Source organism: Rhodopseudomonas palustris (assembly GCF_003226555.1).
Lineage (GTDB): Bacteria > Pseudomonadota > Alphaproteobacteria > Rhizobiales > Xanthobacteraceae > Rhodopseudomonas > Rhodopseudomonas palustris_I.
Map to the genome: position 1 here is coordinate 506,434 of NZ_QKQS01000013.1, position 14,431 is coordinate 520,864.

Genomic DNA, 14,431 nt, shown 5'->3' on the forward strand with positions numbered 1-14,431 from the left:
AAGCAATCGGCGTGCCAGCGACTGATGGCTCGTGTCACCGGCTGGTATCGGGGAAAATCCTCGCATCAACGCGGCTTTGGCCGTAGCCGCAGGCCGCAACATTGCCCAGAGTCTGCGCAACCGACCTGCGCACAGCTCTCATTTGAGGCAACTCCCCCTCCCAGCGGGGCGCTTCGTCAGCGCCGGCAGTTACTTCGGAAGAATACGGGCCAGCACCCGCTCGATCCAACTGTCACCAGGGTCGGCGCCGGACGGCACCGGCAACGGACGCGCCCTGGTGGACCACTCGACAGGCGGCCCCGCCGCTTCGAGCAGCCCGGCGGCGAGATCCGCCATGCTGTGTTTGGCGATGCCGTGCCCGCGGGCGCCGAAGCTGAACCGAACGGTCCGGATCTGCGGGTTGAAGGCATCGACCGGATACAGCTGGGTCATCAGAAACCGCAAATAAGCGAGGATCTCGCCGCGCTGATACACCCGATCGATCACCAGCCCGACTGCATTCTGCGGGCCGTTGACGCCAGGATCGTAGTATCCGGTCACGGTCGAGGGATCGAACGCATAGACCTCGCGGATGCGGCCGTCCTTATAGGCTGCCTGCTGCGCCAGGCCGCCGCCCAGCGAATGCCCGACCGCCACGATCCGCGGGTTCGGCCGGCCGTGCACCGCCAGCGCGCGATCGAGGATCGGGCCGATGTGCCGCTGCACTTGCCGATATTGATCGTCATACGGCAGGAAACGCGTCACCCAGCGGAAGTTCGCCATCCAATCGTCGGCCTCGCGAAAATCGGTGCCGCGAAACGCCACAACGATCTCGTTGCGATCCTGGTTACCGAACACCTTGTAGCCGAGCCCGCCGAGCGCCTTGCCGCCGCACCCGCGCTCGCCCTCCGGACACGGCAGCGGTCCCTCGCCCTGCTCGATCAGCGCCCAACCGGCGGACCAGCCACCCAGCAGTTCGGCGGTGACCCGCGCCAGCGCCGGATCGTTCGGCGCCGGGCGGGTCAGGAGCTCCTGCAGCTTCGGCGGCCCCTCGCCGCCGTCGCGGTCATAGGCCCACAGCGCGAACAGCGCATACGGCAGGTAATGACCGGCATAGGCCGACGACGGCAGATGCGCCGCGCGATAGTCGCCGACCCGGACGAACATCTCGCCACTGTTCTGGCGATAGCTGTCGAACGAGCCGTGCCACCACAACCACCCGGCCAGCGCGGCCGCAGCAAATAATCCAACAATCACCAGGGCACGCATCGAGCTCTCCTGGGCTGTATCAATCAATGCAATACGCGAACGCCTCATCGATTGATGGAAGCGAATCTGGCCCTTCCCAACGGCACTGAATCCTCATCCTGAAGAGCCCGGCACAGCCGGGCGTCTCGAAGGATGAGGCCACGCGTGGCCCCGCGGCGCATGGTTCGAGACGGCGCTACGCGCTTCCTCACCACGAGGCCCCGGCTGTCGCCAGCATTCGGAACAGCGTAGTCATTCCATCAAAAGAAGCTGGCGGCGTGCCGATCGCCACAATTCTGGCGACAACGCGCAACCCGCTATCAAGTATGTCCTGATTTGATGCCGACCGCCAGCCGCGCGTGCACGCGGAGCGCTACAACTAACGATCAAACGATCGACCTAGATACCGTTGCAGCATCAAAGCGCTCCGCACCGCTAAGCTGGCCCCTCGCCGAGCGCTCGCAAGGCCGAGAGTCCTTCCCGATAGGATGGATAGGCTAATGTAACCCCCAGTTCCGTGCGGATCAGGTCATTGCGGACCCGGCAGTTCTCCAGATAGAAGCTGCGCGCCATCGGAGACAGCTCGGCGTGCTCAAAAGCAATTTCAGGAGGCGGTGTTCGTCCGCATAGTTCCGCGGCGAATTCGACGACCTGCTGCGGCGGTGCCGGCTCGTTGTCGGTCACATTGTAGATGGCGCCAGGCCGCGGCCGCGAAAGTGATGCAGCGACCACCGCGGCGATATCGGCAACGTGAATTCGATTGAAGACCTGGCCGGGCTTGACGATACGTGTCGCCGTTCCGGCTGCGAGCTTCTCCAGTTGGTTTCGGCCCGGGCCGTAGATCCCTGACAGACGGAAAACTTGCGCTCCTAACGCCAGCCAGGCCTGCTCGGCGGCGATTCGGAGTTGCGAGCGGGGCTTTTCCGACTTCGCAGGTGTTGTTTCGTCGACCCAATTGCCGAGGTGGTCACCGTACACGCCGATCGTCGAAAGATAGCCGATCCACCGCGGCCTGGAATCGCCGGTGATAGCGCCGATGACGGACGCGAGAACCGGATCGCCGGTTTCATTCGGAGGCACCGAAGACAGAATGGCGTCGCTCGACTTGATATCATCAACGATGAGAGGATCGACAAAAGCGGACGAAAACACCCGTGCCGTGATCCCGCGCCGGCCTAACTCTTCGGCCTTGGCGGTCGTTCTGACGGTTGCAGTGACCTCGATCCCGGCTCCCTGCAAATGCTGCGCGATGTAGCCGGCCGAATAGCCCAAGCCAAAAATCAATAACTTCATCCGGACATCATTCCATCTGGACATGACGATACGCACGGATACCAGACATCTGAGCCGATCGCTGTGTCCTTATGAGTGTCTGTCCTGGTTGGACCATCAAATGGGCCGGGCCAGGAGCTTCGCGTCAGCTCAAAAACACGAAGGGCGGTGATCGTGTCGCGACCACCGCCCTTCTCAACCAAACGAACCGATGCCGTTACAACGGCATGTTGTCGTGCTTCTTGGCCGGGATTTCCATCTTCTTGTCGCGCAGCATCGCCAGCGCGCGGGCGATGCGGCGGCGGGTGGCGTGGGGCATGATCACGTCGTCGATGTAGCCGCGCTCGGCGGCGATGAACGGCGACAGGAAGCGGCCCTCGTATTCCTTGGTGCGGGCGGCGATCTTGTCGGGGTCGTTCATGTCCTGGCGGAAAATGATCTCGACCGCGCCCTTGGCGCCCATCACCGCGATCTGCGCCGACGGCCAAGCGTAGTTGATATCGGCGCCGATCTCCTTCGACGCCATGACGTCGAACGCGCCGCCATAGGCCTTGCGGGTGATCACAGTGACAAGTGGCACGGTGCACTGCGAGAACGCGAACAGCAGCTTGGCTCCGTGCTTGATCAGGCCGCCGTATTCCTGCGCGGTGCCCGGCAGGAAGCCCGGCACGTCGACGAAGGTGACGATCGGGATGTTGAAGCTGTCGCAGAACCGCACGAACCGTGCCGCTTTGCGCGACGCATCGCTGTCGAGCACGCCCGCCAGCACCATCGGCTGGTTGGCGACGAAGCCCACGGTGCGGCCGGCGATGCGGCCGAAGCCGGTGATGATGTTCTTGGCGAAAGTGTCCTGCAATTCGAAGAAATCGCCCTCGTCCACGACTTTGAGGATCAGCTCCTTCATGTCGTAGGGCTTGTTCGGATTGTCGGGGATCAAGGTGTCGAGCGAGAAATCCTCGCGCTCGATATCGTCGAAGCTCGGCCATTCCGGCACGCCGTCGCCGGAATTCGACGGCAGGAAGTCGAGCAGCCGGCGCATCTGTAGCAGGGTCTCGACGTCGTTCTCGAACGCGCCGTCGGCGATCGACGATTTGGTCGCGTGCACCGAGGCGCCGCCGAGTTCTTCCGGGGTGACCACTTCGTTGGTCACCGTCTTCACCACGTCGGGGCCGGTGACGAACATGTAGCTGGTGTTCTTCACCATGAAGATGAAGTCGGTCATCGCCGGCGCGTAGACGTCGCCGCCGGCGCACGGGCCCATGATGACGCTGATCTGCGGGATCACGCCGGAGGCCTGCACCACGCGGCGGAACACATAGGAGTAGCCGGCGAGCGCCGCGACGCCCTCCTGGATGCGGGCGCCGCCGGCGTCGTACAGGCCGATGATCGGGGCCCTGGCCTTCAGCGCCATGTCCTGGATCTTGGTGATCTTCGCCGCGTGGGTCTCGGACAGCGAGCCGCCGAACACGGTGAAGTCCTTGGCGAACACGAACACCTTGCGGCCGTTGACCGTGCCCCAGCCGGTGACGACGCCGTCGCCGGGGATCTTGGTCTTCTCCATCCCGAATTCGGTCGAGCGGTGCTGGACGAACATGTCCATCTCCTCGAACGAATGCTTGTCGAGCAGCAGGTCGATCCGTTCGCGTGCGGTGAGCCGGCCGCGGGCGTGCTGCGCGTTGATGCGCTTCTCGCCGCCGCCGAGCTTGGCTGCCGTGCGCCGTTCGTCCAATGCTTCCAGGATGTGCTTCATGATCAATAAGCCGGTTTTCTTTTCTTGGTTGGGCGTGCGGAGGTTTTGCCCTTTTCACCGCAACAATCAAGGCCTTCTAGCACGGGCATTTCAGGGGAGGAAACCGCCTTGGGCGGCGCCGGCCTAGCCCTTTTGGCGTGTCTGGGCCGGGTTCTGGCCACCCTGCGACACGGCACCCCAGCACCGCGGCCAAATCTGCATCGGCCGGATGCGAAACCGCGATGGCGCCCTGCCCCGAACCCCTCTATATCGCGGGGCCGCCACACGGAGCCGACCGATGACCGCCGCCCCGCCGACCGCCGATCCCGTCAAGGAGAGCGGAGGCGTTCTCACCGTGCTGCGCGCCGAGGGGCTGGCGCTGTTCATGGGCTGCTCGCTGTTCTACGTGATCTCGGAGGCGCCCTGGGAGCTGTATGCGCTGCTGTTCTTCGCGCCCGACTTGAGCTTTCTCGGCTATCTGGCCGGACCGAAGGTCGGCGCCGTGGTCTACAACGCGCTGCATTCGACCGTCGGGCCGCTCACGCTGGCGGTCGCCGGGATCGTACTGGTGATGCCTTACGCCGGCACCGTGGCGATGATCTGGCTGGCGCATATCGGCTTCGACCGCGCGCTCGGCTTCGGCCTGAAATACAACACCGGCTTCCGCTTCACCCATCTCGGCCCGATCGGCAAGGCGCCGGCCGGCCGGCGCTGATTCAGCGCGCCGGGCCGCGCCCCGACAGCCGCAGCACGAAGGCCAAGACTTCAGCCACTGCCTTGTACAGCTCCTCGGGGATTTCGTCGCCGAGTTCGACATGCGACAGGGCGCCGGCGAGCATTTCGTTCTCTTCGATCGGAATGTCGTGCTCGCGGGCGACCTCGATGATCTTGGCGCCGAGCACGCCCTTGCCCTTGGCGACCACCCGGGGGGCGCCGGCATAATCGTAGTGCAGGGCAATCGCGAGCGGATTCTTGGTGTCGGAGACGGTCACAGCGCGCGGTCCAGGAAATGACCGGCGGCGGCCGGGCGTGGCGCGGGCGGCGCGCCGTCGCGCACCACGATTTCGCCGGGCACCAGATCGGCGCGGGCCAGCGCGCGGCCGAGGTCGGCGGCGCCGGCGCGCAATTGGGCGGTGGTGGCGGGGCGCTCCGCCCACAGCCGCACCATGGTCTTCTCCCCGCGCAACGAGATCAGCGCGTGCACCGGGCCGGCGGGCTCGACATCGAGCGAAAACCGCGCCTGCCACACCGTCCCGGCCGAGTCGCCGGGCTGCGCGGCCTCGTCGCGGTCGCGCGAAATCTCGAACTGCGCCACCGCGGTTCCCTGCGGCGTGGCGAGCGGAATCTCGAATGCCCAGCGCGGCTGCGCGGCATCGAGCCTCGCCGGCGCGGCATCGACCCGGTCCGGCAGCGAGGCGACCTGCAGCAGCGTCTGCCGCGCCAGCGCGCCTTCGGTCTCGGTCAGAATCCGGCGCAAATTGGCGTCGAGTGGGGCGTGCGGATTGAGATTGGCCGGCATCACCGGCTGGGCGGCCGGCAACGCGCCGGGAAACGGCGGCGGCGGCGTATTGGTGCGGGCGATGCCGCTGTCGTCCTTGACGACGCGGTTACCGGTCAGCGCCGGCAGCAGCGACAGCAGCACCGGATTGCTGAGCCCGGCCTTCGCCAGCACCGCGGCGGTCTGCGGATCGGCCTGCAGCGCCTGCTGCAGCGCGCTGAGCGTCGAAGCATTGCCGGATGCGGCCGTCCCGCCCTGCGCCGCGGTCGCGGTCGCCGAGGTCGCGGTGCCGGTAAGCTGAGCGATGACGTTCTGAAGCAGCGACTGCTCGGAGGCGGAGGCGCTGGCGCCGGGCGCGGCCGAGGCCGCCAGCGTCGGCGAGGCGGTGAACGGCAGCGCCGTCGTCGTGCCGTTCGCAGCGGTCGGCGCCGTGGCTTGGCCGGTGGTAGTTTGGCCGGTGAGGCCGAGCAGATTGGCCTCGGCCTCGAGCTGGGCGGTGAGCGCCAGCAGCGAGGTGCCCTGCCCGTTCTGCAGCACCGGCGTGGTCACCGGGTTGCCGGCCTGTGCGGTCGCCGCGCCGAGCGCGGTGGTGAGCACCTGGCGCAGCACCAGCAGCGCCGCCTTCAGGTCGGTGCCGCCGCCCGCAGCCGGCGTGCCCGCCGCCAGCGCGGTTTCGAGAAAGATGCCGGAATTCTGAAACGCCTTCTGGACGTCGGCGCCGGTCAGCCCGCCTCCCGTCGGCAATTGTTGCGCCAGCACCTGCGTCGCCGCCTCGCGCACCGCCGCTGGCAGCGCGCTGGAACTCGCCACCGCGCCGAGATTGGCGAACAGCGCCGACAGCCCGGTCTGCTGCGTCACCGCGGTCTGGGCTGCGGTCGCCACCGCGGCCGCCTGCTGCGGCGTCAGTGCCGGAGTTGCGGCCGGCACGATGCTCGGCGCCGCCTGCGCCGAGGTCACCACGATCGCCTGCGGCCCGAGCGTGACGCGGTCGACCGCCGGGCCGGACGCCGCCAGCGCGGCCTGCGCTGTCGTGGTGGTGACCGGCTGATTGACGACCGCGAGGCGAATCCCGGCATCGGTCTGCGACACCGCCACCTGCAACGTCTGCCCGGCCTGCAGCGGAACCTGGGTGGTGGCTTCGACGGTCTGGCCGCCGATCGCGATCCGAACCTGGTTGTTATCGCCGACCGACAGCACCTTGGCCTGCAGCACCGCCCCGGGCTGCAGCAGCACGTCCGCGGTCACGCCCTGCAGCGCGACCAAAGGAAGGTTCGGATTGACCGAAATCGCCATCGCTGTCCTTTGCGGGCGGCTGCTGAAATCGCAATCCGATCAGACTAAGCGAGGGTCGTAAACCCGTCGTTAACTTCTCCGGGAACCCAGCGTGGCGATCACCTGAGCAGCGGCGGCGAACTCCGCCTGCTTGGCGGCGCGGCGTGCGGCGACCTCCTCATCGAGGCCCCATTGCTCGATGTTCCAATCCTCGTCGACATGCGCCGCCGCCCACACCTGATCGGCATCGAGCCGGCCGTGCGCCAGCGCCAGCGCCAGCAGCGCCGAGCCGGTGATGGTGGTGACGACGTGCAGCGCGCCGATCGACCAAGGATCCTGCGGCAGCGCCGCGCGCGCCGCCGCGATCGCGGTGTCCGGCTGCGCCGCATGGATGATGCCTTGCGCCAGGATGAAATGCGCGCCGAACGCCTCCGCGGCCCAATACAGCACCGGATCCCACTGCGCAGCTTCGCGCGCGATCAGCTCCTCCGGATGCTCGGCGCGATAGAACAGCAGATCCGAGCCGAAGTACTTGGCGACGTCGTCGGTCACAGCTTCAACGCGGCCGGCGACGCCGTCGATCACGCTGTTGGCGAGCCGGGTCAGCGGCATCGTCGACGGATCGATGGTCTCGCTCTGCGCCTGCCATTCGGCGGCGATCGCTTCGGCAAGCGCGCGATCCGGCGCGGCGAGCGCGTTGCGCGACGGCGTCTTGATCGGGCGATCGTCGAGCCGCACCGCGAAGCCACCGCCTTCGTTCTCGGCAACGCTGGCCTGCGTGTAGAACCGCTTCGGCAGTTGCGCCCGGCTGGTGCGCCGCACCGCTTCGTTGGGATCGAGCGGCGACTTTCCTGCCACCTCGTCGAACAGATCACGCATCCTGGTTTCTCGACCTACTGATTGGCACAGGCGCGCGAATAGGCGGCGCGCTCGCTGGCGTTGAGCCCCATCGCGGCGCCTTCGTCGAGGCAGCGCGAAATCCGGTCGCCGAAATGACCGCGCTGCTGCAGCTGCGCCTTCGGCAGATCCGGCGCCGGCTGGATCCGCTCGTGCGTCAGCGGCGGCGGGGCCGCGAGTTGCGGCACCTTCGGCACGGTGATCACCGGCGGCGGCGCCGATGGCGGCGGAGCCGGCGGCGGAATCGCCGAGGGCATCGCCCCCGGCAGCACCACCTGCGCGGCGGCGGGGCCGCCGCATGCGCCGACGACCAGAACCGCGGCCAATAGGATGTGAGGTCGCTTCATCTTGGCCATGTCGGCATCGCCGCGCGTCGCCGCAAGCGGCGCCGGGGCGTCATTCCTCCGGCGCATGTTCGATCGGATCGAACCGGTCGTGCTCGAGGCCGAGCAGGTTCCAGCTCTGCAGCATGTGCGGCGGCAACGGCGCCGAGACGTCGATGACGCCGCCGCGCGGATGCGGGATGACGATGCGGCGCGCCAGAAGATGCAGCCGGTTCTGCAGGCCGCCGGGCAGCTGCCAGTTCTCGATGTTGAAGTACTTCGGATCGCCGACGATGGCGTGGCCGATATGCGCCATGTGGGCGCGCAGCTGATGGGTGCGGCCGGTCACCGGCTTCAGCGACACCCAGGCCAGCTTCTGCCCCGAGGTCTCGACCACCGCGTAGTAGGTCACCGCGTGGCTCGCGCCGTCGTCGCCGTGCTTGGCGACACGCATGATCGAATCCTCTTCGCTCTCGTCCTTGGCCAGATAGGTCGAGATCCGACCCTGCTTCGGCTTCGGCACGCCGGCGACCAGCGCCCAATAGATCTTGCGCGCCGAGCGATGGCGGAACGAGCCGGTCAGCGCGGTGGCGGCGAAGCGGGTCTTGGCCACAAGCAGACAGCCGGCGGTCTCCTTGTCGATCCGGTGAACCAGCCGCGGCTTCTGCCCCTTAGCGTCGCGCAGCACTTCGAGCATCTGGTCGATGTGCCGCGTCGTGCCCGAGCCGCCTTGCACCGCGAGGCCGGCCGGCTTGTTCAGCACCAGCACGTCGGCGTCTTCGAACAGCGTCATCTCCTTCAGCGTCTGAAGGGTCTTCTGCTCGGCTTCGGACAGATGCCCTGGCAGCTTCGGCGTATCCAGCTTGAGCGGCGGAATCCGCACGCTCTGGCCTTCTTCGAGCCGGTCCTTCGAATCGGCGCGCTTGCCGTTCACCCGCAGCTCGCCTTTGCGGACGATGCGCTGGATGTGGCTGAACGACAACCCCGGAAACCGCGCTTCGAGGAAGCGATCGACCCGCATGCCGTTCTCGTCCGCCGTCACGGTGACGGTCTCGACCTTGGTCGGCAGAACTACGGTTTCGGCGGCGGGCTTGGCCTCGGGCCGCGGCGCGTCAGGCTTTGGCGCGCGCGGCGGCGCCGGCTTGCGCACCGGCCGCGCCGAAAGCGGCCGCCCGTCCTCGCCGCGATTGCCGCGCACCGGCCCGTCGAGGCCCCCGCGCGGCGCCGACCGGCCGGACGCCGGCCGCGCGCCCTTGGCGCGCTCGCCGCCGGGGCCGCGCTTGGAAAGGGGTTTCTTGGTTCGACGGCTCATCAATCTTCGCTCCGGGATAAACGCCGTGCCTAGCGCAAAAGCCGCACCCGGTCACGGGAATTGCTCGGCCTCACGCGGCCGCGCCTCTCGGCGCGGGCGCCCGAGTTGTGCGGCAGTCCGCCCCGATCGTGAGGGGCGGCGGAGCGCCGGACGGCGCGCCTTAATCGTCGGTGGCCGCGAGCCTCGCACGCCGGAACGCCGGCGCCTCGTCTCGCGGAAACGCCCTCCGGCGCTCCACCGTGGCGACTTTTGGCTTCGGGACCGTTCTTCGGAAACACTGCAACCTTTCAGAATCTTCCCGTACGCGCTGCGCGTCCAGCCACGCAAAGTGCAGCCGCTCGTAGTAGCCGCGGACTAAGACCTTCAACCTCCACAACCAGTCTGGCAGCTATCCACGCTTGTATTAGTGAGACTCTGACGGATTGCTTAGCCATGGAAATAGCTCCACCGGAGCGGAACTGCTAGCCGGGGCTGGTGGCGGCGGAGCTGACACGTTTTGAGCGGGCAATTTGGCGGGCTCCGCGATGAACGGATAGAAATTGCCCTCCACCATTCTCCGAAGCTTTTTGTAACGAGCCTTGTTGGTAGGACCGGTGGCATCGCGGATGATCGTGTAGAAGCGGCAAGATTGCTGCTTACTCCACTCGAACAACCCCTTCGTCGAGGAAATGAAATTATTCTCGTTAATTTCTGCAGCCCGCGGGAAGGAGGCAACCATAGCCCATGCGGCATCGTGTGCTCGGGCTGGGGTTGCATCCTTGACACGCAAACCACCGTCCGTGAGCGTCACATCGAAGATATACTCCGTCTGGCCGGCCGAGGTGGTCCAGCAGGAAGGATAGGTCAATCCATTACCCGAGCGCATAAGGTTGTTTCGCTCGCGAGTGAGACGATCATTATTCGCCTCAAGCTCCGCAATCTTCCTATCTGCCTCCGCGCCCGTAACCATCTGCGACAGCGGCTTAACCTGTTCTGGCACGGTAGACGCCCCAAGCCGATCAAGGACCTCCATCGCTCGCTTCAAGACGGCAGGAGGATCGTTCGGCTCGATCTCCGCAGCACGCTTCATTGTATTTTCAATACTGAGGCGCTTCTCGTCCGCCAACAACCCAAGAGTTTTAATAAGACTAGATTGCTTCGCCAATTCGGCATTCTCATCACGCGCAGCAGCCAGCTCCCGCTCCAATTTCTGCACACTCTGGAGCCGAGCGATCAGCAATTGTACACTCGCGACATCAGGAGCGCCCCCGAGCACGAGCGCCTGCTGCAATGGCTTCAATTCAGCAAGCGCCGCCGAAAGCTGGGCTTCGCGCTGTTCTGCCTCTTTAGCCCTGTTTTGAGACTGTTGAACCTTGTACGCGAGGAGAAGCAGCAACAAGAATAGAAGAAGGAGAAGCACTTCAGCTAAAGACAGACCTAGAATGAGACCTCGACGCTGCTCGCGCTCGTCAGCAATTCTTGAGGCCATTTGCCATCCTCACTACTTTCGTCCAAACGGCCAAAATCGTCGCCTCGGCTTAACCCGCGCCACCAAATCAATCGCCCTCTCAAGTTGCCCAACCATCTTCTCAAGACTGTCGGCAAGACTATCCATCCTGTCGTTCATATCCGAGGCATGCATTTTGATACCATTCTCAATCCGGCGAGCGACCACTTCGAACGACTGAAAGCTGCCAGCCTCCTGTTCAAAGGCCACATCAATTCTCTCCGCAGCAGCACTTGCAACACGGCTAATGTTCGATATCGCATCCTGAACCGCCGTGGTCGATTGTGCGGCGGCGCTCCTCGTCGCCTGCTGCACGCCGACATGAAATGTCTCGAACTCGGCCAACATCATGTTGAGCTGGGCGCGCAAATCAGCCGACGTGTGAAGGAGGTCCCGACGAACCTCGTCCTCCACTTCATCAATGTCGCCTCGCATCTGCACGAACAGAACACGGCCTGCGACCCCGACAATCGTGGTGAAAAGCGCGATACCGAATGCGCCCAAGACATCGTCGACCGACGTGCCTCCTCGTAGCTGGAGTAGCGCGGCTGAAAGACTGGCCAGTGTGAAGATAAACCCAAGGTAGTAGAAATTGTCGCCCAGCCGATCAGGACGCATCCTAACCTTGGGAAACTGGAAAGCCACAAACCCATACAAGAACATGAGGCCAACCGCACCAACCGCCACATAATCTGTGGCAATGCCCCACATCTTCAGAGAAAGTATTACCCCAAATCCGGCAACTGCTACGACCGCAAAAAGACCCTTGTCAGGCATGTCGTTGAAGAAACGCCGACGAGGCAGAGTTCGCTGAGCCCGTTCCAACCTCGTTTCGGCATTCGAATCGCCCTCGAAGTCCGCCGTATTCCCTGCAGTTTCGGTCATTTGGAAGCCCTTCAGAGCGGGTCGACAACCAGCAACCGCCCACCGGAAGATTCAATCAATTGTTCCCAGAACAACTGGTGCCCACGGTTCTGAACGGGTTTTCCGTTACGGGCCGCAGACAGTCGAAGCAGATACAAAATGTCGACATTGGCCCCCTTGAGCCGCGGCTGTAACGCAGCCCAAGCCGGCGACTGGGAGAGCTTCCGAAAGTCAGCCTCAGACTGAAACTGGTTGGACAATCGCGTATTCTGCACCATATCGGAAATCATGGTAACCCGGAGAGGAATCTTCCCAACCTCGATAGAGCCAAACGAACTGATAGCAGCGGCGCGCAAGCTCTCAATGATCGGGGAGTTCGGCTCGCTCGAAGCTCGAAGTAATTCAGATATCGTTTGATCAAGAACCGCTACAAACTTCGTCTCGTATTGACGTCGGACCAGCTCTGGATTTTCGATCCAGGGGTTAGCCTCATCGGGTTTACCGAGCGCGCAGATGCGCAACTTTGGTTCAAGACTATGAACCGCATCTCCCTGAAAGGTGTATATATCAAATCGGAGCCCGAACGAGGCGTCGTTCTTCAGCTTATCGATGGACTGCCGTATCCGCTGCCCCTGCTGCTCCGAAATCGGATCGCTGCGATCGATCAAGATCATGTGGACTGCGGTAGGACCAGACTTAGGACAGTTCGTTTCAGCATCAAGGACGGGATGAGACCTCTTGACTAGCCAGTACGTCGCACCAAGAGCTCCGATAACGGCGATGCCGAGCATCGCAAGGACGACTCCGGTCAATAGATCCGAGCGCCCTTTCGATCGTCGTCGACGCCGCGCCATTAATCAGACATTCTTGTTGGATGAGGATAATTGGTCATAAGCAGCTCGTATTCTTCGAGCACCGCAGTTGAAAGCCTTCTTAGTTCATCGAGGGCAGCATTGGCATCGAGCGGCGGCGTCGGTGGCTCGGCAATCTCCTTGAGCACGGCAGCATCGGCGAGAAACCTGTGCGGCAGCTTCCACGGAACATCGAAATAGCGTGGTCTAGGCGTCTTCCTGTGATGCGTGTTTGCATCGCGATAGCGGGCAAGCAGTTGATTTACGGAGGTTTCTATCGTCGTCTCATAGGCCTGGAAGGCCTTCAGATGTGCATCACGCTGCGTTCGGATCTGGGCGGCTTGCTGCGGAAACAAGGGAATTTGCCGGATGCCTGCGTTAATCGCCTCGACCGTCTGCTCTTTGATCTCGGCCAGATCGTCAAACAGCATCGCGTGCTCATCACTATATTCTTCGCGCGCGTGCAACGCCCGACGGTAATACGCACCGTATCGCGGATAGGGATCGTCAAATGTAGCCCCCTTCCACACTGCAAGGAACGCCCAAAGCAATCCAATACCGAAAAGATAGAAGGAGTTCAGATCTGCCAGGGCCAATGGCGATGATTGAAGCGTTTGAAACGCCGTATCGAGTGCCCGATCTTCTCCCACCGCCGCCGTGGCATCGCGATAGTGGGCTGCAAATCCGTGAAGGCCGACAAGAGCGCCGACACCAGCTATCGAGGCGACCAATCCGCAGAGCTTGAACAAAACATTGTTGTGATTCAGCCATCGGACTGGAAATAGACCGATCATAAAGCCAAATGCGACGTTAACGAACGCAATGCCAATAGCAGTGACGATGCCCCCGACCAACCCAAGGGCAGCTCCTTTTGCGAAGAATACGCCGTTCAAGACGGACTCGACCGCGATCAGCAGGAAGAGAAGACCAAAGGTAGTCCAGCGGTGGCCCGGATTGCGTGCAAGCCGTTTGAGTTTGTGCCTTTCTCTGAAATCGTGGAGCTCGTCGCGGTACGCAACATAAGTCTCCCTGAGTGGCCCGAGTTCGGCTTCTGCACGATGATTGGCATCGCGCAGCTTGGTCAAAGTATTTTGGGCAAGTAGGTCGAGCTTGGCGAGCTCCGTCTGAACCGACACGGCAATTAGCCGTGAGCCATAGGCCCGCAGATTGTTGATTAGATCCGCGCCATGCCAACTCCACTCGCCTTCCAGTGTCTGGACGATCCGTTGTTCGACGCCGTCCAAGAATTGAGAGTCGCTCGCAGGTTGTTCTCGTGAACCCCGCTCCGCCGCAACTGCGTCAAGATCGAGCTTTCGTGCGATTTCGTCAGTATCAATAGGCTTAAGATATCCCTGAACGAGACCACGCCCGTCGTCACCCCGAATGGCGTCCTTGGCCTTCCGAAACACTTTGGCAATCATACGCTTGCCCTTTGAGCACCCGCGCATTCCATTTTTGGTGCGCCAGACTTTACCACAAAACCAGAGGTTGCGGCGCCTTTGTGATCCAAGATGCGGTCTTTGTCCAACAGGTTGGAGATTGCATGTTGGCTCGCCAGCAAGCCGATATGACGCGTATCGGATCAGCGAGCACCGAGCAGCCTGGGTAAGGGTGAGCGGAGCAATACCAGGCCGCCCCCTCTCGGTCGTTACGGATCTTACGACGCCGCCGCGCTCACCGCGCCGCGCGCCGACTTTGCC

The 14,431-nt window shown here is 63.6% G+C and carries 13 protein-coding genes; 1 reads left to right on the forward strand and 12 read right to left on the reverse strand.

The window, feature by feature from the left end; all coding sequences use genetic code 11:
* Window positions 1-189: 189 nt before the first annotated feature.
* From DNX69_RS10075 to DNX69_RS10085, 3 genes are all read right to left on the reverse strand, one after another.
* Entirely contained in the window at window positions 190-1,248 is a 1,059-nt protein-coding gene (locus DNX69_RS10075) for a lipase (RefSeq protein WP_110785842.1), read from the reverse strand.
* A gap of 414 nt (window positions 1,249-1,662) precedes the next feature.
* Window positions 1,663-2,520, reverse strand: a complete 858-nt coding sequence (locus DNX69_RS10080) for an SDR family oxidoreductase (RefSeq protein WP_110785843.1) — start codon at window positions 2,518-2,520, stop codon at window positions 1,663-1,665.
* Window positions 2,521-2,716: 196 nt separating this feature from the next.
* Window positions 2,717-4,249: an acyl-CoA carboxylase subunit beta gene (locus tag DNX69_RS10085; protein WP_110785844.1), complete on the reverse strand. Its 1,533-nt coding sequence runs from the start codon at window positions 4,247-4,249 to the stop codon at window positions 2,717-2,719.
* Between the two features lie 277 nt (window positions 4,250-4,526).
* On the opposite strand from DNX69_RS10085, the gene DNX69_RS10090 reads away from it, so the two are divergent.
* Window positions 4,527-4,943 carry a DUF4260 domain-containing protein gene (locus DNX69_RS10090; protein ID WP_110785845.1) on the forward strand — a complete coding sequence of 139 codons (417 nt, stop codon included), beginning with the start codon at window positions 4,527-4,529 and terminating at the stop codon, window positions 4,941-4,943.
* A 1-nt stretch (window position 4,944) separates the two neighbouring features.
* Here the strand turns inward: DNX69_RS10090 and DNX69_RS26830 are convergent, their stop codons facing one another.
* The 9 genes from DNX69_RS26830 to DNX69_RS10135 all read right to left on the reverse strand — a co-directional run bounded on the left by DNX69_RS26830 (window position 4,945) and on the right by DNX69_RS10135 (window position 14,152).
* Window positions 4,945-5,220, reverse strand: coding sequence for an EscU/YscU/HrcU family type III secretion system export apparatus switch protein (locus tag DNX69_RS26830; RefSeq protein WP_110785846.1), 276 nt, complete (start codon window positions 5,218-5,220; stop codon window positions 4,945-4,947).
* Window positions 5,217-7,019: a flagellar hook-length control protein FliK gene (locus tag DNX69_RS26835; RefSeq protein WP_110785847.1), complete on the reverse strand. Its 1,803-nt coding sequence runs from the start codon at window positions 7,017-7,019 to the stop codon at window positions 5,217-5,219. Before DNX69_RS26835 ends, DNX69_RS26830 begins: the two co-directional genes overlap by 4 nt.
* Before the next feature lie 69 nt (window positions 7,020-7,088).
* Window positions 7,089-7,877 carry an ATP12 family chaperone protein gene (locus tag DNX69_RS10105; RefSeq protein ID WP_110785848.1) on the reverse strand — a complete coding sequence of 263 codons (789 nt, stop codon included), beginning with the start codon at window positions 7,875-7,877 and terminating at the stop codon, window positions 7,089-7,091.
* A 14-nt stretch (window positions 7,878-7,891) separates the two neighbouring features.
* A complete protein-coding gene (locus tag DNX69_RS10110) occupies window positions 7,892-8,308 on the reverse strand; it encodes a hypothetical protein (RefSeq protein WP_234826913.1) in 417 nt (138 codons plus the stop codon).
* The gene (locus tag DNX69_RS10115) at window positions 8,292-9,530 is read right to left on the reverse strand and encodes an RluA family pseudouridine synthase (protein ID WP_110785849.1); all 1,239 of its coding nucleotides are present in this window, start codon (window positions 9,528-9,530) and stop codon (window positions 8,292-8,294) included. Before DNX69_RS10115 ends, DNX69_RS10110 begins: the two co-directional genes overlap by 17 nt.
* A gap of 403 nt (window positions 9,531-9,933) precedes the next feature.
* The gene (locus DNX69_RS10120; protein ID WP_110785850.1) at window positions 9,934-10,998 is read right to left on the reverse strand and encodes a hypothetical protein; all 1,065 of its coding nucleotides are present in this window, start codon (window positions 10,996-10,998) and stop codon (window positions 9,934-9,936) included.
* Between the two features lie 12 nt (window positions 10,999-11,010).
* On the reverse strand, window positions 11,011-11,901 hold the full coding sequence (locus DNX69_RS10125; protein WP_110785851.1) for a hypothetical protein: 891 nt from the start codon (window positions 11,899-11,901) through the stop codon (window positions 11,011-11,013).
* A gap of 11 nt (window positions 11,902-11,912) precedes the next feature.
* A complete protein-coding gene (locus tag DNX69_RS10130) occupies window positions 11,913-12,554 on the reverse strand; it encodes a hypothetical protein (RefSeq protein ID WP_133255997.1) in 642 nt (213 codons plus the stop codon).
* A gap of 179 nt (window positions 12,555-12,733) precedes the next feature.
* Complete coding sequence (locus DNX69_RS10135) at window positions 12,734-14,152, reverse strand: hypothetical protein (protein WP_110785853.1); 1,419 nt, start codon at window positions 14,150-14,152, stop codon at window positions 12,734-12,736.
* Window positions 14,153-14,431 lie beyond the last annotated feature (279 nt).

Bases quoted from the DNA above. Each gene is read 5' to 3' on its own strand.
- DNX69_RS10075 (WP_110785842.1), bottom strand. From the start codon at position 1,248: ATGCGTGCCCTGGTGATTGTTGGATTATTTGCTGCGGCCGCGCTGGCC.
- DNX69_RS10080 (WP_110785843.1), bottom strand. From the start codon at position 2,520: ATGAAGTTATTGATTTTTGGCTTGGGCTATTCGGCCGGCTACATCGCG.
- DNX69_RS10085 (WP_110785844.1), bottom strand. From the start codon at position 4,249: ATGAAGCACATCCTGGAAGCATTGGACGAACGGCGCACGGCAGCCAAG.
- DNX69_RS10090 (WP_110785845.1), top strand. From the start codon at position 4,527: ATGACCGCCGCCCCGCCGACCGCCGATCCCGTCAAGGAGAGCGGAGGC.
- DNX69_RS26835 (WP_110785847.1), bottom strand. From the start codon at position 7,019: ATGGCGATTTCGGTCAATCCGAACCTTCCTTTGGTCGCGCTGCAGGGC.
- DNX69_RS10105 (WP_110785848.1), bottom strand. From the start codon at position 7,877: ATGCGTGATCTGTTCGACGAGGTGGCAGGAAAGTCGCCGCTCGATCCC.
- DNX69_RS10110 (WP_234826913.1), bottom strand. From the start codon at position 8,308: ATGCGCCGGAGGAATGACGCCCCGGCGCCGCTTGCGGCGACGCGCGGC.
- DNX69_RS10115 (WP_110785849.1), bottom strand. From the start codon at position 9,530: ATGAGCCGTCGAACCAAGAAACCCCTTTCCAAGCGCGGCCCCGGCGGC.
- DNX69_RS10120 (WP_110785850.1), bottom strand. From the start codon at position 10,998: ATGGCCTCAAGAATTGCTGACGAGCGCGAGCAGCGTCGAGGTCTCATT.
- DNX69_RS10125 (WP_110785851.1), bottom strand. From the start codon at position 11,901: ATGACCGAAACTGCAGGGAATACGGCGGACTTCGAGGGCGATTCGAAT.
- DNX69_RS10130 (WP_133255997.1), bottom strand. From the start codon at position 12,554: ATGATCTTGATCGATCGCAGCGATCCGATTTCGGAGCAGCAGGGGCAG.
- DNX69_RS10135 (WP_110785853.1), bottom strand. From the start codon at position 14,152: ATGATTGCCAAAGTGTTTCGGAAGGCCAAGGACGCCATTCGGGGTGAC.